This is a genomic window from Parvibaculum sedimenti (genome assembly GCF_009184905.1).
Taxonomy (GTDB): Bacteria; Pseudomonadota; Alphaproteobacteria; order Parvibaculales; family Parvibaculaceae; genus Parvibaculum; species Parvibaculum sedimenti.
Genome location: NZ_WESC01000019.1, coordinates 16,993 through 43,087, shown reverse-complemented (window position 1 = coordinate 43,087; position 26,095 = coordinate 16,993). Strand labels below are relative to the sequence as shown.

14 protein-coding genes are annotated in these 26,095 nt (G+C 62.6%); 9 read left to right on the top strand and 5 right to left on the bottom strand.

The window, feature by feature from the left end; translation table 11 throughout:
- Window positions 1–198 precede the first annotated feature (198 nt).
- The 6 genes from F2P47_RS16425 to F2P47_RS16400 all read left to right on the top strand — a co-directional run bounded on the left by F2P47_RS16425 (window position 199) and on the right by F2P47_RS16400 (window position 13,157).
- Complete coding sequence (locus F2P47_RS16425) at window positions 199–6,168, top strand: Ig-like domain-containing alpha-2-macroglobulin family protein (protein WP_185681166.1); 5,970 nt, start codon at window positions 199–201, stop codon at window positions 6,166–6,168.
- Entirely contained in the window at window positions 6,169–8,403 is a 2,235-nt protein-coding gene (locus F2P47_RS16420; RefSeq protein ID WP_152217470.1) for a transglycosylase domain-containing protein, read from the top strand.
- Between the two features lie 94 nt (window positions 8,404–8,497).
- On the top strand, window positions 8,498–8,968 hold the full coding sequence (locus F2P47_RS16415) for a MarR family winged helix-turn-helix transcriptional regulator (RefSeq protein WP_152217469.1): 471 nt from the start codon (window positions 8,498–8,500) through the stop codon (window positions 8,966–8,968).
- Complete coding sequence (locus F2P47_RS16410; RefSeq protein ID WP_152217468.1) at window positions 8,965–10,404, top strand: efflux transporter outer membrane subunit; 1,440 nt, start codon at window positions 8,965–8,967, stop codon at window positions 10,402–10,404. The genes F2P47_RS16415 and F2P47_RS16410 overlap by 4 nt, the downstream gene beginning before the upstream one ends.
- Window positions 10,405–10,425: 21 nt before the next feature.
- Window positions 10,426–11,610, top strand: a complete 1,185-nt coding sequence (locus F2P47_RS16405) for an HlyD/EmrA/EmrK family protein (protein WP_152217467.1) — start codon at window positions 10,426–10,428, stop codon at window positions 11,608–11,610.
- Window positions 11,607–13,157 (top strand): DHA2 family efflux MFS transporter permease subunit, encoded by a 1,551-nt coding sequence (locus F2P47_RS16400; RefSeq protein WP_152217466.1) that lies wholly within the window; start codon window positions 11,607–11,609, stop codon window positions 13,155–13,157. The genes F2P47_RS16405 and F2P47_RS16400 overlap by 4 nt, the downstream gene beginning before the upstream one ends.
- Here F2P47_RS16400 and F2P47_RS16395 read toward each other — a convergent pair.
- Window positions 13,154–15,007: an acetyl-CoA hydrolase/transferase C-terminal domain-containing protein gene (locus F2P47_RS16395; RefSeq protein WP_152217465.1), complete on the bottom strand. Its 1,854-nt coding sequence runs from the start codon at window positions 15,005–15,007 to the stop codon at window positions 13,154–13,156. The two genes, F2P47_RS16400 and F2P47_RS16395, sit on opposite strands and share 4 nt — an antisense overlap.
- A gap of 201 nt (window positions 15,008–15,208) precedes the next feature.
- On the opposite strand from F2P47_RS16395, the gene F2P47_RS16390 reads away from it, so the two are divergent.
- Entirely contained in the window at window positions 15,209–16,810 is a 1,602-nt protein-coding gene (locus F2P47_RS16390) for an MBL fold metallo-hydrolase RNA specificity domain-containing protein (protein WP_152217464.1), read from the top strand.
- Window positions 16,811–16,825: 15 nt separating this feature from the next.
- Window positions 16,826–17,770: a 1-phosphofructokinase family hexose kinase gene (locus F2P47_RS16385; protein WP_152217463.1), complete on the top strand. Its 945-nt coding sequence runs from the start codon at window positions 16,826–16,828 to the stop codon at window positions 17,768–17,770.
- On the opposite strand, the gene F2P47_RS16380 is transcribed toward F2P47_RS16385, so the two are convergent.
- The 4 genes from F2P47_RS16380 to ppsA all read right to left on the bottom strand — a co-directional run bounded on the left by F2P47_RS16380 (window position 17,767) and on the right by ppsA (window position 23,882).
- Window positions 17,767–18,195 (bottom strand): hypothetical protein, encoded by a 429-nt coding sequence (locus F2P47_RS16380; protein ID WP_152217462.1) that lies wholly within the window; start codon window positions 18,193–18,195, stop codon window positions 17,767–17,769. The two genes, F2P47_RS16385 and F2P47_RS16380, sit on opposite strands and share 4 nt — an antisense overlap.
- Before the next feature lie 71 nt (window positions 18,196–18,266).
- On the bottom strand, window positions 18,267–19,634 hold the full coding sequence (locus tag F2P47_RS16375; RefSeq protein WP_152217461.1) for a GH1 family beta-glucosidase: 1,368 nt from the start codon (window positions 19,632–19,634) through the stop codon (window positions 18,267–18,269).
- Between the two features lie 17 nt (window positions 19,635–19,651).
- Entirely contained in the window at window positions 19,652–21,472 is a 1,821-nt protein-coding gene (locus F2P47_RS16370) for an ABC transporter ATP-binding protein/permease (protein ID WP_152217460.1), read from the bottom strand.
- Window positions 21,473–21,476: 4 nt separating this feature from the next.
- A complete protein-coding gene (ppsA, locus tag F2P47_RS16365; RefSeq protein ID WP_185681165.1) occupies window positions 21,477–23,882 on the bottom strand; it encodes a phosphoenolpyruvate synthase in 2,406 nt (801 codons plus the stop codon).
- Between the two features lie 210 nt (window positions 23,883–24,092).
- On the opposite strand from ppsA, the gene F2P47_RS16360 reads away from it, so the two are divergent.
- Window positions 24,093–26,093 (top strand): protein-L-isoaspartate(D-aspartate) O-methyltransferase, encoded by a 2,001-nt coding sequence (locus F2P47_RS16360; protein WP_246176937.1) that lies wholly within the window; start codon window positions 24,093–24,095, stop codon window positions 26,091–26,093.
- Window positions 26,094–26,095: the final 2 nt, after the last annotated feature.

Genomic DNA, 26,095 nt, shown 5'->3' with positions numbered 1-26,095 from the left:
AAGCTTCGATTTCGTCCATCTACCCGACTTATCTCCGCATAATTTCAATCACTCATACTATGGGAGTGTACTGTGGAAGTGCGCGGGCGGCCTCTGGCCGTCTGTCACTGCTTTGTCTGCGTGATATGCTCTCATCAATTATCGCCCGGATTCTTGCCAAGGATCATTTTCATGCAGGCATTTTCACGATCCCCTTTTGTGGCTCTTTTTCTCGCATTGATACTTCCTGCCACGGGGGCCTGGGCGGCCGAAGGGGCGCTTTCCGTCGCCCGGATCACTCCCTCGGGCGAGGATGTTCCGGCAGAACGCCAGATGGTCATCGAGTTCGATCGGGCGGTTGTGCCTCTGGGGCGCATGGAACGGACGGCGGCGGAAATACCGGTGGAGATTTCGCCCAAGCTCGATTGCGAATGGCGTTGGCTCAGTGAAAGCGCGCTTGCCTGCCAGTTGAAGGAAGCCGATGCGCTGAAGGCATCGACGCGATATTCGGTGACGGTCAATCCGGGGCTGAAGGCTGCGGATGGAACGACGCTTGCTGCGCCCTTCCATCATGAATTTGTCACCTCCCGCGTCGCGCTTGACCGGGCCGAGTTTTCGGATTGGGCGGGGCCTGCGGAACCTGCCGTGCTCGTTACCTTCAATCAGCCCGTGCGCCGGGACTCCGTAGCCGATCGCCTGAGCTTTATCTGGAAGGGCGATCATGCTGGCGAGGTTGGTATTCATGCGGCGGCGGGGCCGGACTGGAGCAAGGCGCCAGATGATGCGCTGGTGAAAGTCGGGCGCGAGCCGGGGTTGCGTGGCTTCTTCCGACGTCTTCTTGCCTATTTTCCCTGGTTCCGCCCGGAAAACGTTCCCGGAACTGAGGAATGGGCACGGCGGACATGGCTCGTCACCGCGAAGAAGCCCCTGCCGCTCGATACAGAGGCCGAACTCGTCATGCGTCCGGGATTGATTTCGTCGATGGGACCGGAGCGCAGCGTTATCGACCAGCCGGTGCAGAAATTTGCGACTTTCGGTGCGTTCCGTTTCACAGGCCTGCGCTGCACGGCGAATGACGGCACGGAAATCACCGTCCGTCCTGGCGATACGGAAAAGCCCAGGGCGGATTGCGGGCCGTGGAGCGTCGTGCGCCTCATGTTCAGCGCGCCGGTGAAACTCAAGGAAATCCGCGATCACGTCGCGCTCTCGCCGGAGCTTGGCAAGGAGGGGCCGGAGGACGATCCATGGGCCAATGTCGATCCCGAGCAGACGGAGGGCTATTACAGCTGGAAGGGACGGCAGAAGGGCGACGAATATTCGGCGCGCTTCCCGATCTACCTGCGGTCGGATCGCTATTATGAGGCGACGCTGAAGAAGGACGACAAGGTTCAGATCGTCGACCTGTTCGGCCGCAAGCTCGACGGCAATATCGATGTGCGTTGGCACATGGACAACCGGCCGCCGAATTTCGAGCTTCCGAACAATATTGCCGTGCTGGAAAAGAACGTCGACAGCGAGGTGCCGCTCTTCGTCAACAATCTGGCGAGCCGGGACTTTGTCTTTTCACGGATGACAGCGCACGGCATCGAGAGCGGGCTTTCCTCGCATGAGGCGCTCGATCCGATCCGCAACATTCAATATGCCGTGCCTTTCGGCGTGCGCGGAATGCTCGATGGAAAATCGGGCGCGTTGCTTGGACAGATGACAGTCACGCCGGAATTGCCGAACGCAAAGCCGGGGCTTCTTTTCGCGCAGGTCACACCTTTCGGGCTTCATGCAAAGGTCGCGCATTACAACACGCTGGTCTGGGTATCTGACCTTGCCACCGCCGAGCCGGTTGCCGGAGTGCGGGTCGAGCGCTATCGCGATCCGGTGCTCAGTGCGGCGGTTTGCAGCAATACCGCGCCCGGAAACTGGCCGGAGCCCGAGTTCATCGAGGCCTCGGCGATCAGCGACGAGAACGGGCTTGCAATCCTGCCCGGCGTGGCGCCGAAGCCGGGCGTTTATGAATCCGACTGTGACAAAGCGCTGACGATCCGCGCGGTGAAAGGCGACGATATCGCGCTGTTGCCTGTCACCTATCAGTTCGAGGCGGATACATTCCGCGCCTCCGGCGAACAGATATGGCCGCAGGCGCAAAGTGAACAGGAGCACATGCGCGTCTGGGGCACGACCGCGCAGGGCGTTTATCGCGCCGGCGATACGATCCAGTACAAGATTTATGTGCGTGGCCAGTCGAACGAGGGGCTGTCCGCCGCGCCGCCTTCGGAATATCGCCTGCAACTCGTCGATCCAACCGGAAAGCTGGTCGCCGACATAAAGAAGGTGGCGCTCAACGAGTTCGGCGCGACGGACGGGTCGGTCACAGTGCCGAAGACGGGCGCGGTCGGCTGGTACAAGTTCCGTCTGTTGCAGAAGCTGCGCGGGGATGCCGGCGAGCCGCAAAATGCGGAGCAGGGCGAGGGTGCCGATGCCATGGGGGCTTTGTCGAGCGGCTGGTTCGCATGGATGCCCGCGCAGGTTCTGGTGAGCGATTTCACGCCTGCGTCCTTCCGCGTCACCGCGAGCGTGAATGGCAAGGTCTTTGGCCCCTCGAAAGCGGTCGAGATCGAGGGCAAGGCGGAGTTACATTCCGGTGGGCCCTACACCAACGCCAAGGCCCGGATCACGGCAATGTTCACGCCGAGGCCCATGTCATCGGATCATCCCATTGCGGCAGGCTTCGACTTTTCACGCGGCGATCTCGAACACGAGAGCTATGAAAAGATGCTGGCGCAGATGGAGCAGCCGCTCGATGCGCAGGGCATTGCCAAGGTGAATGTCGCTATTCCCGATCAAGGCAACGAAACCTATGGCGATCTGAACTTCGAGGTCGCCGTAATGGATGATCGCGGCAAGAATGTCGCGAACTCGGTCTCGGCGACATTTGCCGCGACGGATCGCTTCGTCGGCCTGAAAGCCAAGGAGTGGATCTATCAGGCCGGAAAGGCGGCGGCCTATAGCTACATCGTCGTCGATCCGGCGGGTGTGCCGGTGAAGGACGCGAAGGCCGATCTCAGGATCGAACTGAAAAAGGTAACGGCGGCGCGGGTGAAATCCGCCGGCAATGCCTATCAGACCGTTTACAACACGAGTTGGGAGCAGGTCGCGACCTGCGCGGGAACGCCGGAGGCGCAGCCCGCCGAATGCAGCTTTGTGCCGAAGGATGCCGGCGAATATCGCATTACGGCGACGGTGAAGGGCACGGGCGGTAAGGCCCATGTCGCCACCAGCGACTTCTGGGTGACGGGGCGCGATGTCGTGCTCTGGGACAGCGCGCCCGATACCGCGCTGCAGATGTTCCCGGAAAAGGCGAGTTACAAGGTGGGGGAGACGGCGCGCTATCTCGTCAAGAACCCCTATCCGAATGCCAAGGCGCTCATCACCATCGAACGCTATGGCGTGCTCGATCACTTCGTGCGGACATTCACAACATCGACGCCGATCGTCGAATTTCCGGTGAAGGCGAATTACGCGCCGGGATTCTTCGTTTCGGTGGTGCTGGTGAGCCCGCGTGTCGACAAACCGCTGGAAGCGAACCAGGTCGATCTCGGCAAGCCTGCATTCCGCATGGGCTATATCTCCGTGCCGGTGACGGATCCCTATAATGAGCTTTCGATCACGGCGAAGACGGAGCGCGGGGAATATCGGCCCGGCGAGACGGTGAAAGTCGCGCTTCACGCCGCGCCGCTGCACGAAGAGAAGAAGGAGCCGATCGAGCTTGCGGTCGCGGTTCTCGATCAGGCTGTCTTCGATCTCGTTGTGGGCGGCAGGGCCTATTTCGATCCCTACAAGGGGTTCTATCGGCTCGATGGCCTCGACGTGCATAATTACAATCTGTTGCTGAAACTCGTCGGGCGGCAGAAGTTCGAGAAGAAGGGCGCAAATCCCGGCGGTGATGGCGGGGCCGATTTCAAGTTCCGCGACGATTCAAAATATGTCGCCTACTGGAACCCAGGCCTGCGAACGGACACGTCCGGCAAGGCGAGCTTCGAGTTTGCGGCGCCCGACAATCTGACCGGCTGGCGTATCCTCGTCATCGGCACGACGCCGACGGACAAGGCCGGGCTCGGCGAGGGCGACTTCAAGGTCAATCGCGAGACGGAAATCAGGCCCATCATGCCGAACCAGGTGATGGAGGGCGACAGCTTCAATGCCGGGTTCAGCGTGATGAACCGGACGGACAAGAGGCGGCACATCAAGGTCGATATTGAAGCGGCGGGAACGCTCGACGCGAAGGCGGTGACGACGCTAACCAAAGATGTTGACCTCGATCCCTACCAGCGGGCGGCGATCTACATGCCGCTCGTTGCGGGAGCCGTGGCAACAGTGCCAGGCGTCAATCAAGGCGAGATCGCGTTCAAGGTCGCGGCGGGCGATGCCTCGGACAAGGATGGATATCTCGCGAAACTTCCGGTGAACAAGCGCGTCGATCTCGTCACCGCTGCGGTCTATGGCTCGACGGATGCGGCGGAGGTTTCGACGCCGGTCGCATTCCCGAAGGATATAAGGCCGGATGCCGGGGCGCTCGATGTCGTGCTGAGCCCAACCGTCGTGACCGATGTGGCTGGTGCCTTCCGCTTCATCGCCGATTATCCGTTCCTGTGCTGGGAGCAGCGCATCACCAAGGGCGTGATGGCGGCAAATTTCGCGGCGCTGGGAAAATATCTTCCCTCCGATCTCACATGGAAGGGGGCGGCCGATACGCTGAAGGCGATGGTTTCCAGCGCGGCGGACTTCCAGGCGCCCAATGGCGGCATGGCCTATTGGGTCGCATCGAACGACCGCGCCGATCCCTATCTCTCGGCCTATACGGCATTGGCCTTCGGGTGGTTGCATGAGCGCGGCGTCGAGGTGGCGGCGCCTGTGGAGGAGAAGCTACTCTCCTATTTGAAAGACCTGCTGCGGAAGGATGTGGCGCCCGAGTATTATACCGCCGATATGACGGCATCGGTTCGGGCGACGGCGCTCGCCGCGTTGGCGCAACGCGGACAGGTGACGCTGCGCGATATCGAGCGGCTCAGGCCGCGTTACAAGACGATGGGCCTCTTCGGCGATGCGATGCTGATGCAGGCAACGCTATCGCTGAAAGATACGAGCGGTGAAAAGCTCGCAGACGAGATCGCCGATATCATCATGGCGCATTCGAACCAGACCTCCGGCAAGTTCCTTTTCAACGAGGAGCAGGGCGAGGGCTATGCACGCATGCTGGCGACGCCGCTGCGCGACAATTGCGCGATCCTGTCGAGCCTCGTCGCTTACGGGCGCAATCCGGCTCAGCGGGCGCGCATGGAGCAGGTGACATTCAAGCTCGTCCGGGCGATCTCGCAGAGCCAGCGCAAGGAAGGCTATTGGGGCAATACACAGGAGAACATGTTCTGCACAACTGCACTTGCCGACTATGCGGCGGCTTATGAGGCCGTTGCGCCCGATCTTCATGTGACGGCGACGCTGGGCGCGGAGCCGCTCGGCGCGGCGGAACTCAAGGGCGCGCAGGCGAAGCCTGTGACGCTGACAAGGCCGATTTCGGCCGGCGATCCCGGGACCACAGCCAATGTGTCGATCAAGCGTGATGGAGCGGGACGGCTCTACTACGCGACGCGGCTTTCCTATGCGCCGACCGATGCCAGCGGGACCGCGGTCAATAGCGGCATCGAGGTGCGGCGCGAATATAGCGTCGAGCGCGGTGGCAAGTGGGTGTTGCTCGGCGACAAGGCGGAGGTGACGCGGGGCGAGATTGTGCGCGTCGATCTCTATCTCTCGCTGCCGGCGGCGCGGGCCTTCGTGGTCGTCAACGATCCGGTGCCGGGCGGACTTGAACCCGTCAACCGCGATCTGGCGACGGCATCCAGCGTTGACGCCACCAAGGCCGCATATGTCGCGCCGGAGGGAAGCTGGTGGAGCCACGCGAAGGACTGGATCGAATATGAGGCGGGTTTCTGGGGCTTCTATCACCGGGAATTGCGCTTCGACAGCGCGCGCTTCTATTCGGACTATCTCGACGCGGGAAATTATCACCTGACCTATATGGCGCAGGCGATTGCGACGGGCGAGTTCCAGCGGCGCGCGACAAAGGCCGAGGAAATGTATGACCCGGATGTCTTTGGTCTCGGCGTTCCGGGAAGCCTGACGGTGAAAGAGAAGCCGTAAATGATGTGGCTGTGCTGGAGCTGGTCCCATCTCGACCGGACGCCGATGCGTCCGAACGAATGGGGCTGGCCGCGCTGGGTGGGGTTGGGCGTGAGCGCCTTCGCGCTTTGGCTCGGCATTGCGACATGGGCGGGGCTTGCGGATGAAGCGCTGCTCGACCTCAAGCCAAAGGCGGCGAGCCACATTCTGCTGGACCGGCAGGGCCATCCGCTCGCGGAGGAAACGGGCGCGTGGAACATCCAGAGTCAGGTGCCGCTCTACCGCGTGCCGCAAAGGCTGAAGGACGCCGTTCTGCTTGCGGAGGACAGGCGCTTCTTCGCGCATCGGGGCGTCGACTGGATCGCGCGGGCGCATGGACTCTGGCAGGGCGTGAGCGCGGGCCGCAATGTCCGCGGCGCGAGCACGATCACCGAGCAGGTGGTACGAATGCTCGATCCGCGCCCGCGCTCGTTCTGGTCGAAATGGCTTGAAGGTTTCGACGCGGCGCGGCTGGAGCGGCGCTACACCAAATCCGACATACTGGAGTTCTATCTCAATCAGGTGCCCTACGCCTCGAACCGGCGCGGCGTCGCCGAGGCGGCGCGGTTCTATTTCGATCGCGATCTCGACACGCTGGATACACGGGAGATGCTCGCGCTTGCGATCCTGCCGCGCGCGCCTTCGGGCCTTGATCCCAATCGCGGCGGGACGAAGGTGCTCGACCGGCGCAGCATTCGGCTCGCGACCTCCATGCGCCATGCAGGCCTGCTGCCTGCGGCGGAATGGCAAAACGTCATCGAAACGCCGCTCGACCTGCATCCGGCGCCGCGTCGCGCGGCCATCGGCCATTTCCGCAATTATGTTGAGCGGCAGATCGCGGGCGCGCGGACCGGCACCATGCCGATCAAGGTCACGACCACGCTCGACAGCGGGCTCGTCGACTTCGCGCAGAACCTTCTTGACGAACGTCTGGCGAGCCTTGCGCCGCGTCAGGTTCACAATGGTGCGTTGCTGGTGGTCGACCGGCGGAGCGGCGAGATTCGCGCCTGGGTCGTCGCCGGCGCGGAGGATGGTTCTGATCGCGGCGTGGGCACGCCGGGCCGCTTTCTCGATGCGGTGCTGATCCCGCGGCAGCCGGGCTCCGCCTTGAAGCCCTTTCTATACGCCGCCGCCTTCGATGCGGGCTGGTCGCCCGCCGAGCGCATCGAGGACGCGCCTTATTCGGAGGCGGTGGGGACGGGTCTTCATCGCTTCAACAATTACAGCCGCCAATTCTACGGCGAGGTGAGCGCGCGGCAGGCGCTGGGCAACTCGCTGAACATTCCGGCGCTCCATGCGGTCAATTTCGTCGGACCGGACCGCTATCTCGACCTGCTGCATCAGCTCGGCTTCGAGAGCCTGAAGAAGAGCGCGGGGTTCTATGGCGATGGCCTGGCGCTTGGGAATGGCGAGGTGTCGCTGCTCGAACTGGTGCGGGGGTTCACGGCGCTGGCCAATGGCGGCAAGGTCATGCCGCTGCGCGCCGTTGTCGACAGACACGCGCGCGCGGTTCCGGGGGCGCGTGTTTTCAGCCGCAATGCGGCGTTGCTCATCGGCAATGTGCTTTCCGATCCATGGGCGCGGGCGATGGAGTTCGGGCGCTATTCGACGCTCGACCTGCCGGTGCAGACGGCAGTGAAGACGGGGACTTCCTCGGACTATCGCGACGCATGGTCGGTCGGGTTCGACAGCCGCTATGTGGTCGGCATATGGATGGGAAATCTGGACCGAACGCCGACGGACGGCATCACGGGCTCGACGGGCCCCGCGCTCGTGCTGCGGGGCGTCTTCGCCTATCTCAATCGTGACCAGAATACGGAAAAACTTCCCCTGCCGGACGGTCTGGCGCTGGCGGATAGCTGCGCGTTTGGGCAAAGCGGCTGTGAGCAGATTTACGACTATGGGACAGGTCGGACTTCGGGCAGGGCAGCCGTGGCGCGGGAGGTGGCGGGCCCGTCGATCCTGTCGCCGACACCGAACCTGCGCCTTGCCTATGACCCACGCCTGCCTGCGGACAGGCAGATGTTCCGCTTCGCGCTGGGCGGCGTCGAGCCGGAGGCCCATGTGACATGGATGCTCAATGGTGCGCCCGTGGCAGAAACACGAGGGGCGGAATTCATGTGGCCGGTCTCGCGGGGGCTCTATGCCCTTGAAGCGCGGGTGGAGGACGAGGACGGGCCGCGGGTGCTCGGACCCGTCGCATTCTCGGTGCGCTGAAGCCACGCACCGCCAAAAATTTTGATGGTGACCTTGACGGCAAAGGGTCGACACTCATATTAGCTGCCCAGGCAGTCATTGCTGAGGCAGGGATATGGGAAAGCCCTATTATTACGCAGAGAACTACAGGGCCAAGACGGCGATCTCCTATCTGGTGCGCCGCGCGCACAACCTCATCATGCCCAGGGTGGAGACGCTCTTTGTTGAGAACGACCTGACCTTCACACAATGGGCGGTGCTCATGTATCTGCGGGACGGAATGGGCGAGAGCTGCGCGGATATCGCGCGCGACATGCACCATGACAGCGGTGCGCTGACCCGCATTCTCGATCAGCTCGAGGAACGGGGCCTCGTGGAGCGTCAGCGCAGCGGCGTGGACCGTCGCATCGTGAAGCTGTCGCTCACGAAGGACGGAATGGCGATGGTCGAGTCCCTTATCCCGCTCGTGGCCGGCTATCTCAACGATCTTATGGGCGATTTCAACAAGGCGGAGGCGGATCAATTGATCTCGCTTTTGACGCGGCTCGTCGCGCGGGCTGAACAGGTGAACGAGGCGAAGCCATGAGAAGCGCAATCGCATTTGCGGCGCTGACGAGTCTGTTGCTCGGCGGCTGCGTGTTGCCGCCCTCGGTGGAGCCTCAGGAAAAGCCGTTGTCGGGCGAGGCTATCGGGCTTGGCGGCGTGAACGCGCCGCAAGCGTCGCCTGCGTGGTGGAAGGCTTTCGGCGATCCGCAGCTCGACGATCTTGTGTCGCGCGGTCTTGTGCATAATCCGACGCTGGCGCAAGCGATGGCCCGGATGCGCGGGGCGCAGGCGCAGGTCGCGGTGGCGCACTCGCAGATGTTGCCGCAGGTAACGCTGGACGGCGATGAACAGCGCCAGCGTTTCAGCGGTACCTATGTTTATCCGCCGCCCTATGCCGGAAACTGGAACTGGATCGGCAGCCTCGATGCCAATCTGTCCTGGAATATCGACTTCTGGGGCAAGCAGGCGGCGCTCGTCGCGCAGGCGGGTTCGGAGGAAGAAGCGGCGCGACTTGATGCGGAGGGTGCGAGGCTCGCCATTTCGGGCGCGCTGGTTCAAGCCTATGTCGCGCTTGACCGCGCCTTTGCGCTGTCGGACATCGCAGTCGAAACGGAAAAGCAGCGTCAGCATATTCTCGATCTCACGCGCCAGCGCGTGACTTCGGGTCTCGACAGCAAGGCGGAGGTGAAGCAGGCCGAGGCGTTGCTCGCGGCGTCGCGCGTGGCGCGGGAGCAGGCGATGAGTGGCCGCGATCTGGCGCTGCATGAAGTCGCCGCGCTGGCGGGCGAAGGCGCGAATGCCTATGCGGCGATCAAGCGGCCCGCGCTGCAACTCGGCGGCGCCTTGCCGCTGCCGGAAGTGCTGCCCGCCGATCTTTTGAGCAGGCGACCCGACGTGCTTGCGGCGCGAATGCGCGTTGAGGCGGCACTTTCGGGGCGGAAGGCGGCCAAGGCGTCGTTCTATCCCGACATCAACCTCAAAGCTTTCGCGGGCTGGGCGGCGATCGGCCTCGACAGCATGCTTCAGGCGCCATCGCAGAATTACGGCGTCGGGCCCGCGATCCATCTGCCGATCTTCGATGGCGACAGGCTCAAGTCGCAATATGTCGGCGCGACGGCGGAGGTCGATGCGGCTATCGCCGGATATAACGGGGCGGTTGTCGAGGCGGTTCGCAACGTGGCGGACAGGCTCACCGAGACCGGATCGTTGGCGAAGCAACTTGATGAACAGCGGCAGTCGCTCGACGCGGCGAAAGAAGCCTATCGCCTCGCCGAGCGGCGCTATGCGGCAGGCCTCAGCACCTATCTCTCGGTGTTGAGCGCGGAAACGTTGCTGCTCGACGCAAGGCAACAACAGGCCTTTATCGCGGCGGCACAGGCGACGAACAAGGTGCAGCTGCTCCTTGCCGTAGGCGGCGACTTCACGCCGCCCGCGCGGAAACTGGCGCGAAGCGACACCACGACGAACACCCAATAATCAGCCCATCCGGTGGACACCATGAGTTACGATTCAAATATTCTTGGCCGAGGCACGCCGCGCCAGCGCGGGCTTGCCCTCCTGGGCATCATCGTCATTGCCGGGATTCTGGTCTGGGCAGGCTATTGGTTTGTCTTCGGCGGAAGTTATCAGTCGACGGATGACGCCTATGTCGCGGGCGACGTGGTGCAGATCACGGCGGAACAACCGGGTACGGTGCAGGTGCTGAGTGCCGATGACACTCAGTCCGTGAAGCGCGGGCAGGCGCTCGTTACGCTCGATCCGTCGAGTGTCGAGATCGCGTTGCAGGCGGCGGAAGCTGATCTTGCGCGAACGGTGAGGCAGGTGCGGGCGCAGTTCGCCAAGGCTGATGCATTGCGGGCCGATATCGCGCAGCGCGAAGTGGCGGTGCGCCAGGCGGAGAGCGATCTGAAGCGGCGGCGCCAGCTTGCCGGCGACGGCGCGGTGTCGGGTGAAGAACTCGCGCATGCGCGGGACGCTGTGGCCGCGCAGGAGGCAACGCTGTCATCTGCGAAGGAACAGCTCAACGCCACGCTCGCGGCGATCGACGGCACATCCGTGTCCACGAATCCCGACGTTCTGGCGGCGGCGGCACGGGTCCGCGACGCGGCGCTGGGCGTACGGCGCACGCATATCGTTTCGCCGGTGAATGGCCTCGTCGCACGGCGGACAGTTCAGCTTGGCCAGCATGTGGCGGCGGGTGCACCGCTGATGGCGGTCGTGCCGCTTGAAGATGTCTGGGTCGATGCGAATTTCAAGGAAGGTCAGCTTGCGAATTTGCGCGTCGGACAGCCGGTGACGCTGGAAGCCGATATCTATGGCGGCGATGTGACCTATCACGGGCATGTCGTTGGTGTGTCCGCGGGCAGCGGCAGCGCCTTCGCGCTTCTGCCGCCGCAAAATGCCTCCGGCAACTGGATCAAGATCGTGCAGCGCCTGCCCGTTCGGATTGCGCTCGATCCGGCGGAAGTGAGAGCGCATCCCTTGCGGATCGGCCTTTCCGTGTCGGTGAAGGTCGATGTGCGCGACACCTCCGGGCCGCTTGTCGCGAGCGAGGTGCGCTCCGTGCCGCTGCCGCCGCGTCCGCGCGACGATGGCAACGCGGGCATCGAGCAGACGATAGAGCGCATCGTGGCTGACAATGGCGGTGGTGGTGCCGTCTCCGCGGCGGCGCGGTTGCCATGAGCGGCGCGCCGGAGAGGGCGCCTGCGCCGCTCGAAGGCGGCGCGCTCGCGCTGATATCGCTCGCGTTGGCGCTCGGCACCTTCATGCAGGTGCTCGACACGACGATTGCCAATGTCTCCATTCCGACCATTGCGGGTGATCTCGGCGTCAGCGCGAACCAGGGAACGTGGGTCATCACCTCCTTCGCGGTGTCGAACGGCATCGCCGTTCCGCTGACCGGCTGGTTGATGCGGCGCTATGGAGCAGTGCGGACCTTCGTGGCTTCAGTGCTGCTCTTCACGCTTGCATCGTTCCTTTGCGGCATGGCCTGGAACCTTTCGAGCCTTATCTTCTTCCGCATCCTTCAGGGCGCGGCGTCCGGGCCCATGATTCCCGGCTCGCAGGCGCTTCTGATTGCGATCTTCCCACCCGCCAAGCGCGGTACGGCGCTGGCCATCTGGTCGATGACGACGCTGGTGGCGCCCATCTGCGGGCCGATCCTTGGCGGCTATATCTCGGATAATTTCCACTGGGCGTGGATCTTCCTCATCAACGTGCCCGTGGGCCTTCTCTGCGCGGCGGTCTGCTGGCGGGGCCTCAAGTCGCGGGAGACGCAGACCCAGAAGATACCGATCGACTCCATCGGCCTCGCTCTGCTCGTCGTCTGGGTCGGCGCGTTGCAGATCATGCTCGATACGGGCAAGGATGCGGACTGGTTCGCCTCGACGGAAATCGTCGTTCTGGCGCTTGTTTCGGCCATCGGCTGCATCGCGTGGGTGATCTGGGAGGTAACCGAGAAGCATCCGATCGTCGATCTGTCACTCTTCACCAATCGAAATTTCACGATCGGCGTTTTTGCCTCGTCGCTCGCCTATGCGATCTTCTTCGGTAATGTCGTCATTCTGCCGCTGTGGTTGCAGCAGCATCTTGGCTATACGGCGACATGGGCCGGGTTGGTCGCCGCGCCAAGCGGCGTCGTCGCGGTCGTCCTCTCGCCACTTGCGGCGCGTGTCATGTCGCGCCTCGATGCGCGATGGACGGCGAGCTTTTCGTTTCTCGCGTTCGCGGTCTCCTATTTCATGAGAGCGGGACTCACCGCCGATGCGACCTTCCTCGACTTCGTCATGCCGTTGTTGGTGCAGGGCGTCGCGATGAGTTTCTTCTTCGTCGCGCTGCTCACGATCGCGCTCAACGGTGTTGACCCACAGCGTATTCCGCTCGCCTCGGGTCTCAACAACTTCATTCGTATCACGGCGGGTAGTTTCTCCGCGTCGCTGACGACGACGCTATGGGACCGGCGTGAGGCGCTGCACCAGAGCAGACTTGCGGAGGCGTCGAGCATTTACGATCCGACCATGCAGAACGCGCTGGCGTCGCTTCACGCACTTGGCGTACCGGACGCGCAGGCGCTCGCCATGCTTGCTCGCAACATGCAGGGCCAGGCCTACTTGCTGGCCTCGCTGGATTACTTCTGGCTCTCGGGCTGGCTCGTGCTGTTGCTTATTGGTACGGTCTGGTTTGCCCATCGGTCGCTATCCGGCGGGCATGTGGCAGGTGGCGGCGACTAGGCTCGAAGCGCGCCGCGCAAGAGGCTGGCGTAGAGTCGGTCCGACAGGCTTCGCGGATTTTCGAGAGCCATGCGCGCAAGGCATTCCCGGTCGGCCGCGCTTGCGGGCGTCGAAAGCCCGCGAAGAAATAGCGACCCAAGTTTTGCGGGCGACTTCGCCGCAGTCTGCATGAGTTGCAGGGCGGGAAGGAGGCGCAACTCCGTCTCCGTGAAATCCGTGCCGAAGGGGAATGGATCGAGAAGGCCATCGTCGCGCAGCGCCGCCAGCGCAATCTCGACACGCCGTGGCGTGTTGTTGCGAAACGGTGCGGGGATCTCGTAGGACGCTTCGATTTTACCTGTCTTTTTTGCGCTTGCGAGGAGTTCGGCCTGGAAGCGCGAATCCGCGATTTCGAGCATGGCGGCAATGCAATCGCGATCAGACTTTCCGCGCAGATCGGCGATGCCGTATTCCGTGACGACGATGTCGCGCAAATGGCGCGGAATGGTCGTGTGGCCGTAGGACCAGCGGATATTGGAAAGCGTCCTGGCGCCGCTCTGGCGCGTTGCTCGTAGCGTGATGATGGAGCGGGCGTCTTCGAGCGCGAAGGCTTGCGCCACGAAATTGTACTGGCCACCGACGCCGCTGACGACGCGGCCATCTTCCAGCGCATCGGAGGCGACGGCGCCGAGCAGCGTCACCATCATGGCGCTATTGACGAAGCGGGCGCCGACGCGAGCCTTTCGCTTCGTCTCCTCGTCTCCATAGAGTTCGTTGACATAGGAAATGGGCTTCATGCGGATCTTTGCGCGCTCCGCTTCGGGCAGCTCGCGGAGGCGCTTGTAGAAGCTGCGAGGCCCGAGGAAGAAACCGCCATGCAGAAGTGTGCCGTCTACCTCGCGCTTGATGATGCCCGTGTCCATCAATTCGAGAAACGTATCGACGAGCATTTCGCTCGACCCGAAGAGGCCCTTGTCAAAGGGCGCGAGGTGCGATTGATCTTCGGGCAATCCATCCAGCGCCAATTGCTGCGTGGCGGCGCGGAAGGTCTCGTTGTCGTCGTCGCGCAGGATGAGGCCGCGCGCGATGGCGTCGCCCATGGACCCGATGCCGATCTGCAAGGTGCCGCCATCGGGAACCATTCGCGCAACGTGAAGTCCGACGGCGTAGTCCTGAATGCTCACGGGCTCTTTCGGCGGCGCGAAGAGGGGAAAATCCGTCGCGGCGTTTTCCAGCATGAGGCTGAAAGTGGAGGCGGGAATCTCCGCGTCGTAGCCGATATAGGGAAGCTCGCTGTTCACCTCGCCGACGAGGATGAAGTCGGCCTTGCCAGCCTCGCGCGCGGCGAGCATGTCGAGCGTGAGGTCCGTGTTGGAGCTGATGCTGTAGCGCGTTCCATCGGGATGCCTGGCGACGAGCTGAGCGATGACATTGGGGCGACGCGCGAGGATGTAGCGCTGCGCATGGGTGTAATTGGTCGAGATGTAGTTCTGTTGCGCCTTTGGCACGCCGAGCCAGCGCCCGGCGACAAAGAAGAACTCGCTCACCTCTATATTGGGCGGCAGCGTTCCGGCGCGGAGCGCCTTTGCATAGGCAAGTTCGGGATAGCCTTCGAACAGCCGCTCGACGATGGGGTTCATGAAGCGCCCTTCGAGCCCCTTCGCGGCATGCGGCTTTTCAAGGGTGAGTGCCGTGATGATCTGAAGCGTGATCGAGGGGTCTGCCGCTGCTCGGGCGAAGAGCGCGTTGGCAATATGGTTCGCCTTTCCGAGGCCGAGAGGCAGGGCGAGAACGATCTTTTTTCCGACCTTCGCGATGATCGCATCCGCGATGGCATCCGGCTCGGCAAAGGGTATGGGCGCGTCGCTCATGCGAGGATCGCCATGGATATATTTCTGCCATCCATTCCAGTCGAATCCGTTCGTCGGCCTGTCTCGTTTCGCATCATGGTGTGTCCGGGCCAACTATGCCAGCATTGAGCGAAGTCATAGACCCGGCGAGGCGAATCTCGTCGAATTGCCATATTTCCCGTCTCATGTACGACGGTGAGGAATAATCCAAGAGGGGATGCCATGACCGCGATCTTGACCGTTCACGGTGCCGCCCGCACCGTCACGGGCTCCTGTTATCTGATTGAAACCAGCGAGCACAAATTTCTCGTCGATTGCGGCATGTTCCAGGGCTCGAAGACGCTGAAGGAACTCAACTATGAGCCTTTTCCCTTCGACCCGCGCGAGATCGATTTCGTTCTCCTGACGCATGCCCATATCGACCATTCGGGCATGCTGCCCAAGCTTTCCAAACATGGATTCAAGGGGCCGATCTATGCGACGCGGGGAACCGCTGATCTCGCTGGCTGCATGCTGCCGGACTCGGCACATATTCAGGAAATCGAAGTTGAGGATCTGAACCGGCGCAACGCACGACGCGGCCGAGAGAAGGTGACGCCGACCTATACGGTGGAAGATGCCGAGGACTGCCTGAAGCTCTTCAAGCCGGTGAAATATGACGTGTGGGTGAAACCTGCGCCGGGCGTTCGGGCGCGCTTCTGGAACGCTGGCCACATTCTTGGATCAGCCTCGATTGAAATCGAGATCGATACGGATGTGCCGACCGCCCGCGTGTTGCGGCTTCTCTTTTCGGGCGATATCGGCCCCGACGCGCAGACGTTCCATCCCGCGCCGGTCTCGCCCGAAAACCTCGACTATCTCATCTGTGAATCGACCTACGGCAACCGGACCCGGCCGAAGCTCACCCATGACCAGCGGCTGGATGTTCTGGAACGTGAAGTGAAGGACGCTTTCAAGGATGGCGGCGCGTTGCTGATCCCGTCCTTCGCGGTCGAGCGCACGCAGGAGCTTCTGGCCGACATCATCGAGCTCGTTGATACGGGGCGCATTGCCCGGGTGCCGATCTTCCTCGACTCGCCTCTTGCCATCAAGGCGACGGAAGTTTTCATCGACCATGCGGATGAGCTTGAAAACGGAGACGAATTCCGCAAGGCCATGGCGACGCCGCTGTTGCAGACGACCGAGTCGGCGGCGGAAAGCATGCGCATCGAACAGGTGGAAGGAAACCACATCGTCGTGGCGGCGAGTGGCATGTGCGATGCCGGCCGCATTCGCCACCATCTGAAGAACCATCTGTGGCGCGCGAATACGACTGTGATGCTCGTCGGCTTTCAGGCAAGGGGCACGCTGGGCCGCATTCTCGCGGATGGCGCGAAGGCCGTGCGCATTCAGGGCGAAGAAATCAAGGTCCGGGCCAAGATCCGTCAGCTCGACATTTATTCGGGCCATGCTGATGGTCCGGCGCTGGCGAACTGGATCAAGGATCGCGCACCGGTGAAGCGCGCGGTGTTTCTGGTGCATGGTGAAGAAGAGGAAATCGAGGCGCTGCACAAGCGACTCGACGAAATGGGCATTGATGGAGAACGCATCATCGAGCCGACGCTCGACGATGTTTTTGACCTCGTCACCGAAGCGCCCGGCGCGCGTTCGCGGCCGGGGCCGCGCCGCCTGCAGCCGGAGGTGGTGGGCCGCTTCGACTGGCACAACGATCTGTCGCGTCTCTGGCTCGACATCAGCGAGCAGCTGGATCGTGCGGCCGACGACAAGGCGCGCAATGTCATCCTCCGGCGTTTGCACCGTTCATTGGAAAATGCCGAAAGGTAGGGAGCGAAGGCGCGCATGACGGCGAAGATTGTCACTCTGACCATGAATCCCTCCATCGATGTTTCGACGTCGGTGGGGGAGGTAAAGCCCATTCACAAGATGCGCTGCGCGGCGGGGCACCGCGATCCCGGCGGCGGCGGCATCAATGTCGCGCGGGTGGTGAAGCGCTTCGGCTTGCCGCTGACGGCGGTTTATGTCGTTGGCGGCATTTCGGGAAAGCTGCTGCAGCGACTCGTCACTGACGCGGGGATTGATAGCCGTGTGATCGAAACGCCGGACGAGACGCGCGAGGATTTCACCGTCTATGAGGAAAAGAGCGGCAACCAGTTTCGTTTCGTGATGCCAGGGCCGGACTTGCCGGAAGCGGTATGGAAGGCGGCGCTCGACGCGGTGGCGGAGTTTGCGCCGGCGCCCGGCTTCATCGTGGCGAGCGGAAGCCTGCCGCATGGCGTGCCGGTGGATTTCTATGCGCGGGTGGTGGAGGCGGGACGAAAGGCGGGCGCGAAGGTTGTCGTCGATACGTCAGGCGCGGCGCTTGCGGGCGCGCTGGCCGGCCGACCCTTCATGATCAAGCCGAGTCTGCGCGAGTTGCGGGAGCTTACCGGGGCGACGCTGACGGATGAGGCTTCGATGATCGGCGCCGCGCGCGGCCTCGTTGCGGAAGGCAAGGTCGAAATGGTTGCGCTGACGCTTGGTGAGGACGGCGCGCTGCTCGTCACCGGCGAGAATGTGTGGCGCGCAAACGCGCCCAAGGTGAAGGTGCTGAGCGCGGTGGGCGCTGGCGACAGCTTTGTCGGCGCGATGGTCTGCGCCTTGTCGGAAGGAATGCCGATGGAGGAGGCTTTCCGTCGTGGCGTCGCAGCGGGATCGGCGGCGCTGCTTGCCGCTGGTACCGAGCTTTGCCAGCCGAAGGATGTGGAGCGCCTTCTCCCGCAGGTGAAGGCGTCAAAACTCGCCTAGAGCCAGACGAAGGCGCCGAGCAGCATGCTGATGCGGCCATCGCCCCACATGGGGAGCAGCAGGCGAGCGACATGCCCATGGTGCTGATAGGTGGGCGCGCGGCCTTCGACCGTGGCGCTCGCCTGAGCGCGAAAGAAATCAAGCGGCGCATGGGGTTCGATTTCGTCGGCGAAGCTGCCGGTGAAATCCTTCCCATATTTGCCGGCGATTTCCTTGCCCACAATGTCGAAGCGGAAACGCTCCGGCTTGTCGAACACTTCGATGAGCATCAGTCGATCGGCGAGGTCGGGCAGGGAGGAGAGTTTCACATCGTCCCAATAGGGCATGTCGCTTGCCTGACCGCGAATGAGGCCATGCCAATAGGCGCGTGCCCTCTCGATATCGGTTTCGAGCTTTGCGGGCAGGGCGTAGGGGGCGGTGGTCATGGTCTCTCGATCTCCGTTGACTCTCGACGTGGAAACTAGCCTGCCGCGGCCATCGCGGCAACATGAGCGCGTTAGCGGAGCCTGTGGATCATGTCGCGATAGGCAAAATAGGATGATTTGGGCGTGCGCCTGAGCGTCTCGAAGTTGACATAGGCGAGGCCGAAGCGATTGCCGAAGCCGGCCCCCCATTCGAAATTGTCGAGCAACGACCAGACGAAATAGCCGCGAACATCGGCGCCCTGTTTCACCGCTTCGCCCATGGCGTGGATATAGGCGCGGAGATAATTGACGCGGCGTTCGTCGACGATCTCGCCCGTCGCATTCGGCGCGTCGGGATCGCCGCAGCCATTTTCCGTGACATAGACGGGCAGTCCATAACGCGTCCATGTGTCCATCAGCGTTTCACGGAAGGCATCCGGGTGGATGGGCCAACGGAAATCGGGATGGTCGTTGTGGTCAGGTGACTTGCCCCAGGCGAAGCCGAGCTCGGAATTGGGCTCAGCCCGCGCGTAGATCGGCGAATAATGGTTGAGGCCGATCCAGTCGATCGGGCGGCAGATCTTTGCCATGTCGCCCGCCTGGACATAGGGCTCGATGTCGTTGGCGGCGAGTTGCGGATAGGCGGCGAGGCACTGGGGATCTGTGAAGATCAGGTTCCAATGGGTGTCGAGAAGCGCAGTGGCGTGGATATTTTCCGGCGTTTCGCTTTCAGGATAGACCGGCTGGCGGTTATGCACGATGCCGATGGAGGCGCCGGGCACGAGATCGCGGATCACATCTACCGCGCCCCCATGCGCGAGATTGAGATGGTGGACGGCCTTGAGATAGGAGGCGCGGTCGGACACGCCCGGCGCGTTCCAGCTCATGGCATAGCCGAACAGGATCGCGACGCAGGGCTCGTTGAAAGTGGCGAAATGCTTCACGCGGTCGCCATAGCGGCGGGAGAGCAGCGCCGCGTAATCGGCGAACCAGCCGGCAATGTCGCGCTTCGTCCAGCCGCCCAGATCGCCGAGCGATTGCGGCAGGTCCCAGTGATAGAGACAGAGCCAGGGCTCGATGCCGGCTTCCAGCACGCCGTCGATCACGCGGTCGTAGAAGTCGAGGCCCTTTTCGTTGACGGCGCCGCGCCCGCGCGGCAGCACGCGCGGCCAGGCGACGGAAAAGCGATAGGCGTCGATGCCGAGGCCCTTCATCAGGGCAATGTCTTCCGGATAGCGGTGATAATGATCGCAGGCGATATCGGCAGTATCGCCGTGTTCGATACGGCCCTTCTGACGGGCATAGGTGTCCCAGATGCTGAGACCGCGGCCATCTTCTCTCGTCGCGCCTTCGATCTGGTAGCTGGAGGTCGATACGCCCCAGACAAAATCCTTGCGCAGTATGCCGGGTTGAAGATCTACATTCACGGTCTTGGCGTCGATGACGACGGGTTTCTTCATGATGAGTCCGAACGGGGTCAGAGGATTTTTTCGTCTTCGACGAGGAGGAGCGAGGCTGCGTGCTTGACCGGTGGCCCGCCGAACAGGAACTGGCCGTCAGGCGCGCGTTTGAGGTTCAGCTTGCGGGTGTAGAAATGGTCGTGATCGGTATTGAAGCTGATGCCGATCACTGTGATCTTGGGAAGCTCGCAGATCACGGCATCCATGAGCTTTTCTTCGGCAATGGCGTCGAAGGCATCCGTCGCTTCTTCCATGAAAATCCAGTTGGGCTTGTGGAGGAAGAGGCGCGCGAAGCCAATGCGCTGCTGGCCGCGGAATGTGAGTACGCGCTCCCAGGCGGAAACCTCATCGAGGCGGTCGCGCAGATAGCCGAGGCCGGCATTGTCCAGTGCCGCATGGAAATCGTTGTCGTCATAGACGTCGGGCTCGTTGGGATAGGCGAGTACGGCGCGCAGGCTGTCATTCGGAATATAGGGGCGCTGTGGCATGAAGAGGATCGTCCGGTCTTTGGGCAGCATGACTTCGCCGCGCCCCCACGGCCAGAGCCCTGCCACGACCTTGAAGAGGTTCACAGCCGCGCCCGCGTCACCGTCGATCAACACATGCTCGCCTTCTTTCACCTCGATGTCGAAGCCGTCGATAACGAGCTGGCCATCGGGATTGACGATCTGGAGCTTGCGGATGGCGAGCGTCGGCGTGTCGGCGCGGCCGACGGTGATGCGGTTCTCGTCGGGTGCTGCGCGAGCTTCCTCGAGCTTCTGAAGGTCGTCGGCGAGAGACATCACGCGGTCGGCAGAGGCGCGCCATTTTGCCATATCGGAAAGATTGTCCACGGGCCAGGAGAGCGCCGAGGTGAGTTTCTGGAACGCCTGCGCCGTCTGCATCAACACGCCGAGCGTCATGGTGCCCGCAATATATTGAGGCGCTGCAACGAGAATGGGAAACACCGGAAGCAGCGCGCCATAGCCCGAGGTGAAGAAGAGAATACCAGTCAGAGCAAAGGTCTGACGCAGCCAGAAGTCGCGAATGCCGACAAAGAGGCCAACGAAGCGACGGCGCTCGACTCTTTCGCCGCCGACCAGAGCGATCTCCTCCGCTTTCTCCCGTACGCGGGCGAGGCCATAGCGGAAATTGGCTTCCGCCGTCTGCAGGCCGTTGGTTGCACGGACGAGCGGACGGCCCAGGATGAGCCCGAGGCCCGTGCCGACGCCGGCATAGCCGAAGGCGAGGAACACCATGTAGCCCGGTACATGATAGGACGAGCCGCTGACGTTCACGGTCGCTCCGCCGGCAACGTTCAGCAGAATGTCGATGAAGGTGCCGAGGACGAGTACCGAATAGACGAGCGTGTGGGAGAGGGCGATAGCCTGTTCGGTCGCATTGTTGATGTCGTCGGCAATGCGGCCATCCGGATTGTCATGCTCGCCCGGAGTGAAGATAAGCTGGTAGTGATGCTTCTGTGCCATCCAGCGGTCGACAACGCGGCGCGTCAACCAGCGGCGCCAGTTCACCTGAAGGCGCCTCTTCACCTGAAGATGGGTGGCGGTGACGGCCATGGTCAACAGGAAGATGATGGCGAAGATCCCGATCTGGGTGAGGAATTTCGGGATCGAACGTTCGCCGAGCGCGTCGAAAAGATTGCCGTTCCAGTAATTGGTCCAGATGGCGAGGACGACCTGGGCGACGGTGAGAAGAAAGAGGCTCGCCGTCATGGAGATGGCGCGCCACTTATCAGGGCCTAGCCAGAAGGGTCCGGCCAGGCGTGCGAAACGCAGGATAAAGTGGAATAGTTCGTAGAACCTTCCGCGCTTTTTTGCCGGTACCTGTTCCGCGCTCATGCGGTTATCTTACCTTCTTCTCGGCCTCGGCCACGATCTTCATCGTCTTGATGAGGCTCGCAGGGTTGACGCTGATGGAATCGATGCCGAGGCGGGCGAGATAGGCCGCGATCTCGGGATCGTTGGCCGGCGCCTCGCCGCAGATGCCGATATGGCGATGATTGCGTTTTGCGCCGGTGATGGCGAGGCGCAGCATTTCGAGCATGCCTGGATCGTTCTCCACGAAGTCGAAGGCGACAATTTCCGAGTCGCGGTCGACGCCGAGGGTCAACTGTGTGAGGTCGTTCGAGCCGATCGAGAAACCGTCGAAGAGCTCGGAGAATGCGTCGATGCGAATGACGTTGTTGGGGATCTCGCACATGACGAAAATCTCGAGGCCTTTCTCGCCACGCTTCAGCCCATGTTCGGCCATGGTGGCGATGACCTTGCGCGCCTCTTCCTCGCGGCGGCAGAAGGGCACCATGATGCGCAGATTGTCGAGGCCCATCTCGTTACGCACACGGGCGAGCGCCTTGCATTCGAGCGCAAATCCGGCGGCATAGGCGGGGTGCGCGTAGCGGGAAGCGCCACGGAAGCCGATCATCGGATTGTCTTCCTTGGGCTCGAAGCCCGCGCCTGCAATCAGGCTGGCATATTCATTCGACTTGAAGTCCGAGAGGCGAATGATGACGGGCTTGGGATAGAAGGCCGCCGCGATGGTGCCGACGCCTTCGGACAACTTCTCGACGAAGAAATCGGCAGGCTTCTTGTAGCCGCGCGTCAGTTTTTCGATCTTCCTGCGGTCGGCGGCGGAGGCGACTTTCTTCGGCTGCGCCAGCGCCATGGGGTGGATGCCGATATATTCGTTGATGATGAATTCCATGCGTGCGAGGCCGACGCCGTCGTTGGGCAGCATGGCCGTGCGGAAGGCGAGATCGGGATTGCCGAGATTGGCCATGATGGCGGTCTTCGGCCTTTTGATCTTGTCTGCGGAGGAGCGCGCGATATCGAAGGCGACCGCGCCTTCGTAGACGTGGCCCGCTTCGCCTTCGGCGCAGGAGACGGTCACCTTCTGGCCGGTCCTGATTTTCGTTGTCGCGTTTTCCGCGCCGACGACGGCAGGAACGCCGAGTTCACGCGCGACGATGGCTGCGTGACAGGTGCGCCCGCCGCGATCCGTGACGATGGCGGCGGCCTTCTTCATGATGGGCTGCCAGTCGGGGCTCGTGGTGCGGGCGATGAGCACTTCGCCGTCCTTGAACTTCGAAAGGTCGCGCGTGCTGGTGATGACGCGAGCCTTGCCGGTGGCGATCTTCTCGCCGACGGCGCGGCCAGTTGCGACGGCGTGGCCTTTGCCCTTGAGCGTATAGGTTTCCAGGACGCCGGCGCCGCGCTGGGAGGCGACCGTCTCGGGACGCGCCTGAATGATGTAGAGCTTGCCGTCCGCGCCGTCTTTCGCCCATTCGATGTCCATCGGCCGGGGCATGCCCGCGGCCTTCGAGTAATGATCCTCAATGGCGATGGCGTGGCCCGCGAGTTCGAGGACTTCACGGTCGTTGAGGCAATAGCCCGCGCGTTCGGCGGCGGTCGTGGGCTTCAGCACGGTGGTCGCGGCGCCCTTGCCCTTGGCATAGGTCATTTTGATCCGCTTCGAGCCCAGTGTGTGGCTGAGGACGGCGCGGTGTCCGGCGCGGTAGGTAGGCTTGTGGACGTAGAATTCGTCAGGATCAACCTCACCCTGAACGATGGTCTCGCCGAGGCCATAAGCGCCGGTGATGAAGACGACATCGCGGAAGCCGGACTCCGTGTCGAGGGTGAACACGACGCCGCTTGATGCGAGGTCGGAGCGGACCATCTTCATCACGGCGACGGAGAGATAGACTTTGAGCTGGTCGAAGCCGTTGTTCTTGCGATAGACGATGGCGCGGTCGGTGAAGATCGAGGCGAAGCAGCGGCGGCAGGCCTCGATGACATTCTCCAGGCCGGAGATATTCAGATAGCTTTCATGCTGTCCGGCGAAGCTTGCATTGGGCAGGTCTTCGGCGGTTGCGGAGCTGCGAACGGCGACGGCGGCGTTCTTGCCATATTCCTTCTGAAGCTTCGCATAGGATGCCTCGATGGCTTGGCGGATTTCCCTCGTGTCGGTCGCGGCATAGACGATGGCGCGGGCGGATTTGGCGGCGCGGGAAAGGGCTTTCGTATCGGTGACGTCGAGCTTCGCGAAGAGGTCGCGGAGCTTGTCCCATGCGCCGGCCTTCGTCAGTGAGTCGCGATAGGCTTCGGCGGTCAGGGCGAAGCCGTTGGGAACGCGGACGCCTTCGCCGGAAAGCGTGTTGTAAAGCTCGCCGAGCGAGGAAGTCTTGCCGCCCACCAGCGGCACATCGGCGACGCCAAGATCGCGAAACCAGCGGACATATTCGGCCATGTTCATTACCTCTGCGACTCGGCCGGAAGCGGCCAAGCCCCTTATCGGCAATAGGATGGAGGGGAACATTGATCGCAGTCAAACGCCCATTCCATAAGACGAATTTGCAAATTTCCGGGGTGGGGCGAAAAGTGCCGCAAAGTGGCAAGATCATTGATCTGGAACAATTCCCGTCGGCATTCGTCCTCTAGCATGGGGCATGATGGGAGGCACCCTATGAAGGAACCGAGCCTGAACAATCTGCGCGAGGCGATGGTGAAGCGCCAGATCGCCGGGCGGGGTGTGCGCGACGAAGCGGTGCTTGCCGCCATGACGGAGGTTCCTCGCGAGGAGTTCCTCTCGCCTGAAATGCGCGAATTCGCCTATGACGACGCGCCGCTACCCATTGAGGGGCAACAGACGATCTCGCAGCCCTACATCGTCGCTGTGATGACGGAGGCGCTGCTGCTCCGGGGCGGCGAAAAGGTGCTCGAAATCGGCACCGGTTCCGGCTATGGGGCGGCTGTTCTGTCGCGTGTCGCGGCGGAGGTCTTCACAGTCGAGCGGATCGCGCAGCTCGCGGAAAAGGCGGCGGACGCGCTGCGCGGCCAGCGCTATCTCAACGTGCATGTGCGCCACGGCGACGGCACGCTGGGCTGGTCGGAGAAGGGGCCTTACGACGCCATCGTCGTGACGGCGGGCGCACCGGAAGTGCCGGAAGCGCTCAAGGCGCAGTTGAAGATCGGCGGCAGGCTTGTCGTGCCGGTGGGGCGCCAGCCGGATCTACAGGAACTGCTGCGCATCACGCGCATCTCGGCCGATGAATTCAGGACCGAGGAGCTGCTGGATGTGCGCTTCGTGCCACTGGTAGGCGCGGAAGGATGGGCGGCGAAGGAGGCGGTGGAGCCCGCCCCGGCGCATATCCGGAAGGACCTCTCGCCGGATGCCGCCCTGGCGGAACGCATCGCGCAGGTGGGCGAGGGCTTTGCCGATATCGAAAATGTCGATCTCGAACCGCTGATGCGGCGTATCGGCGATGCGCGGATCGTGCTCATCGGCGAGGCTTCGCATGGGACGTCTGAATTCTATCGGCTGCGCGAAAAGATCACGCGGGCGCTCATCGCATGGAAAGGATTTTCCTTCGTTTCCATCGAGGGCGACTGGCCGGATGCCGCGCGCATCGACAATTATGTGCGCCACCTCGACTATGCGCCTTCCGAATGGGCGGCCTTTGCGCGCTTTCCGACATGGATGTGGCGCAACCGGGAGGTGCGGGCCTTCGTCGACTGGCTGCGCGAGTATAATGGCGAGCAGGACGCCGCGCGTCGTGTCGCCTTTTACGGGCTCGATCTCTACAGCCTCTATAACTCGATCCGGGCCGTGCTCGACTATCTCGATGAGGTCGACCCCCGGACGGCGCAGATAGCGCGATTGCGCTATGGCTGCCTCACGCCGTGGCAATCGGACCCCGCGACCTATGGGCGGGCAGCGCTCTCCGGCGCCTACAGGAGTTGCGAGGAACATGTGGCGCATATGCTGTCCGACCTCATGGGGAAGCGGCAGGCCTATGCGCGGCATGATGGCGAGCGCTTCCTTGATGCGGTGCAGAACGCGAAGCTCGTCGCGGGCGCCGAACAATATTACCGCATCATGTATTATGGCTCGCGCGCTTCATGGAATCTGCGTGACACGCATATGTTCGAGACGCTGAAGACTCTGCTCGATCATCATGGACCGGCGAGCAAGGCGATCGTCTGGGCGCATAATTCGCATATCGGCAACGCGGCGGCGACGGACATGGGCGCGCGCGGCGAGATCAATATCGGCCAGCTTTGCAGGGATGCTTTCGGTGATGAGGTCTATTCCATCGGCTTCGGAACCGACCACGGCACGGTAGCGGCGGCGACCGACTGGGATGGGGAGATGGAAGTCAAGCATGTGCGTCCCGCATTGGCGGGGAGCTACGAAAGGCTTTGCCATGAAAGCGGGCGCGCGCGCTTCTTCCTGCCGCTGCGCGGGGCGGATGCCGACCTGACTGCCGGGCTGATGAAACCACGGCTCGAGCGGGCCATCGGCGTCATCTACCGTCCGCAGACGGAATTGCAGAGCCATTATTTCGAGACGATGTTGCCGCGCCAGTTCGATGAATATGTCTGGCTTGACGAAACGAAGGCTGTGACGCCGCTGACGACCGGGGAATTGAGCGGCGCGGCGGAGACCTATCCCTTTGGCCTTTAAGT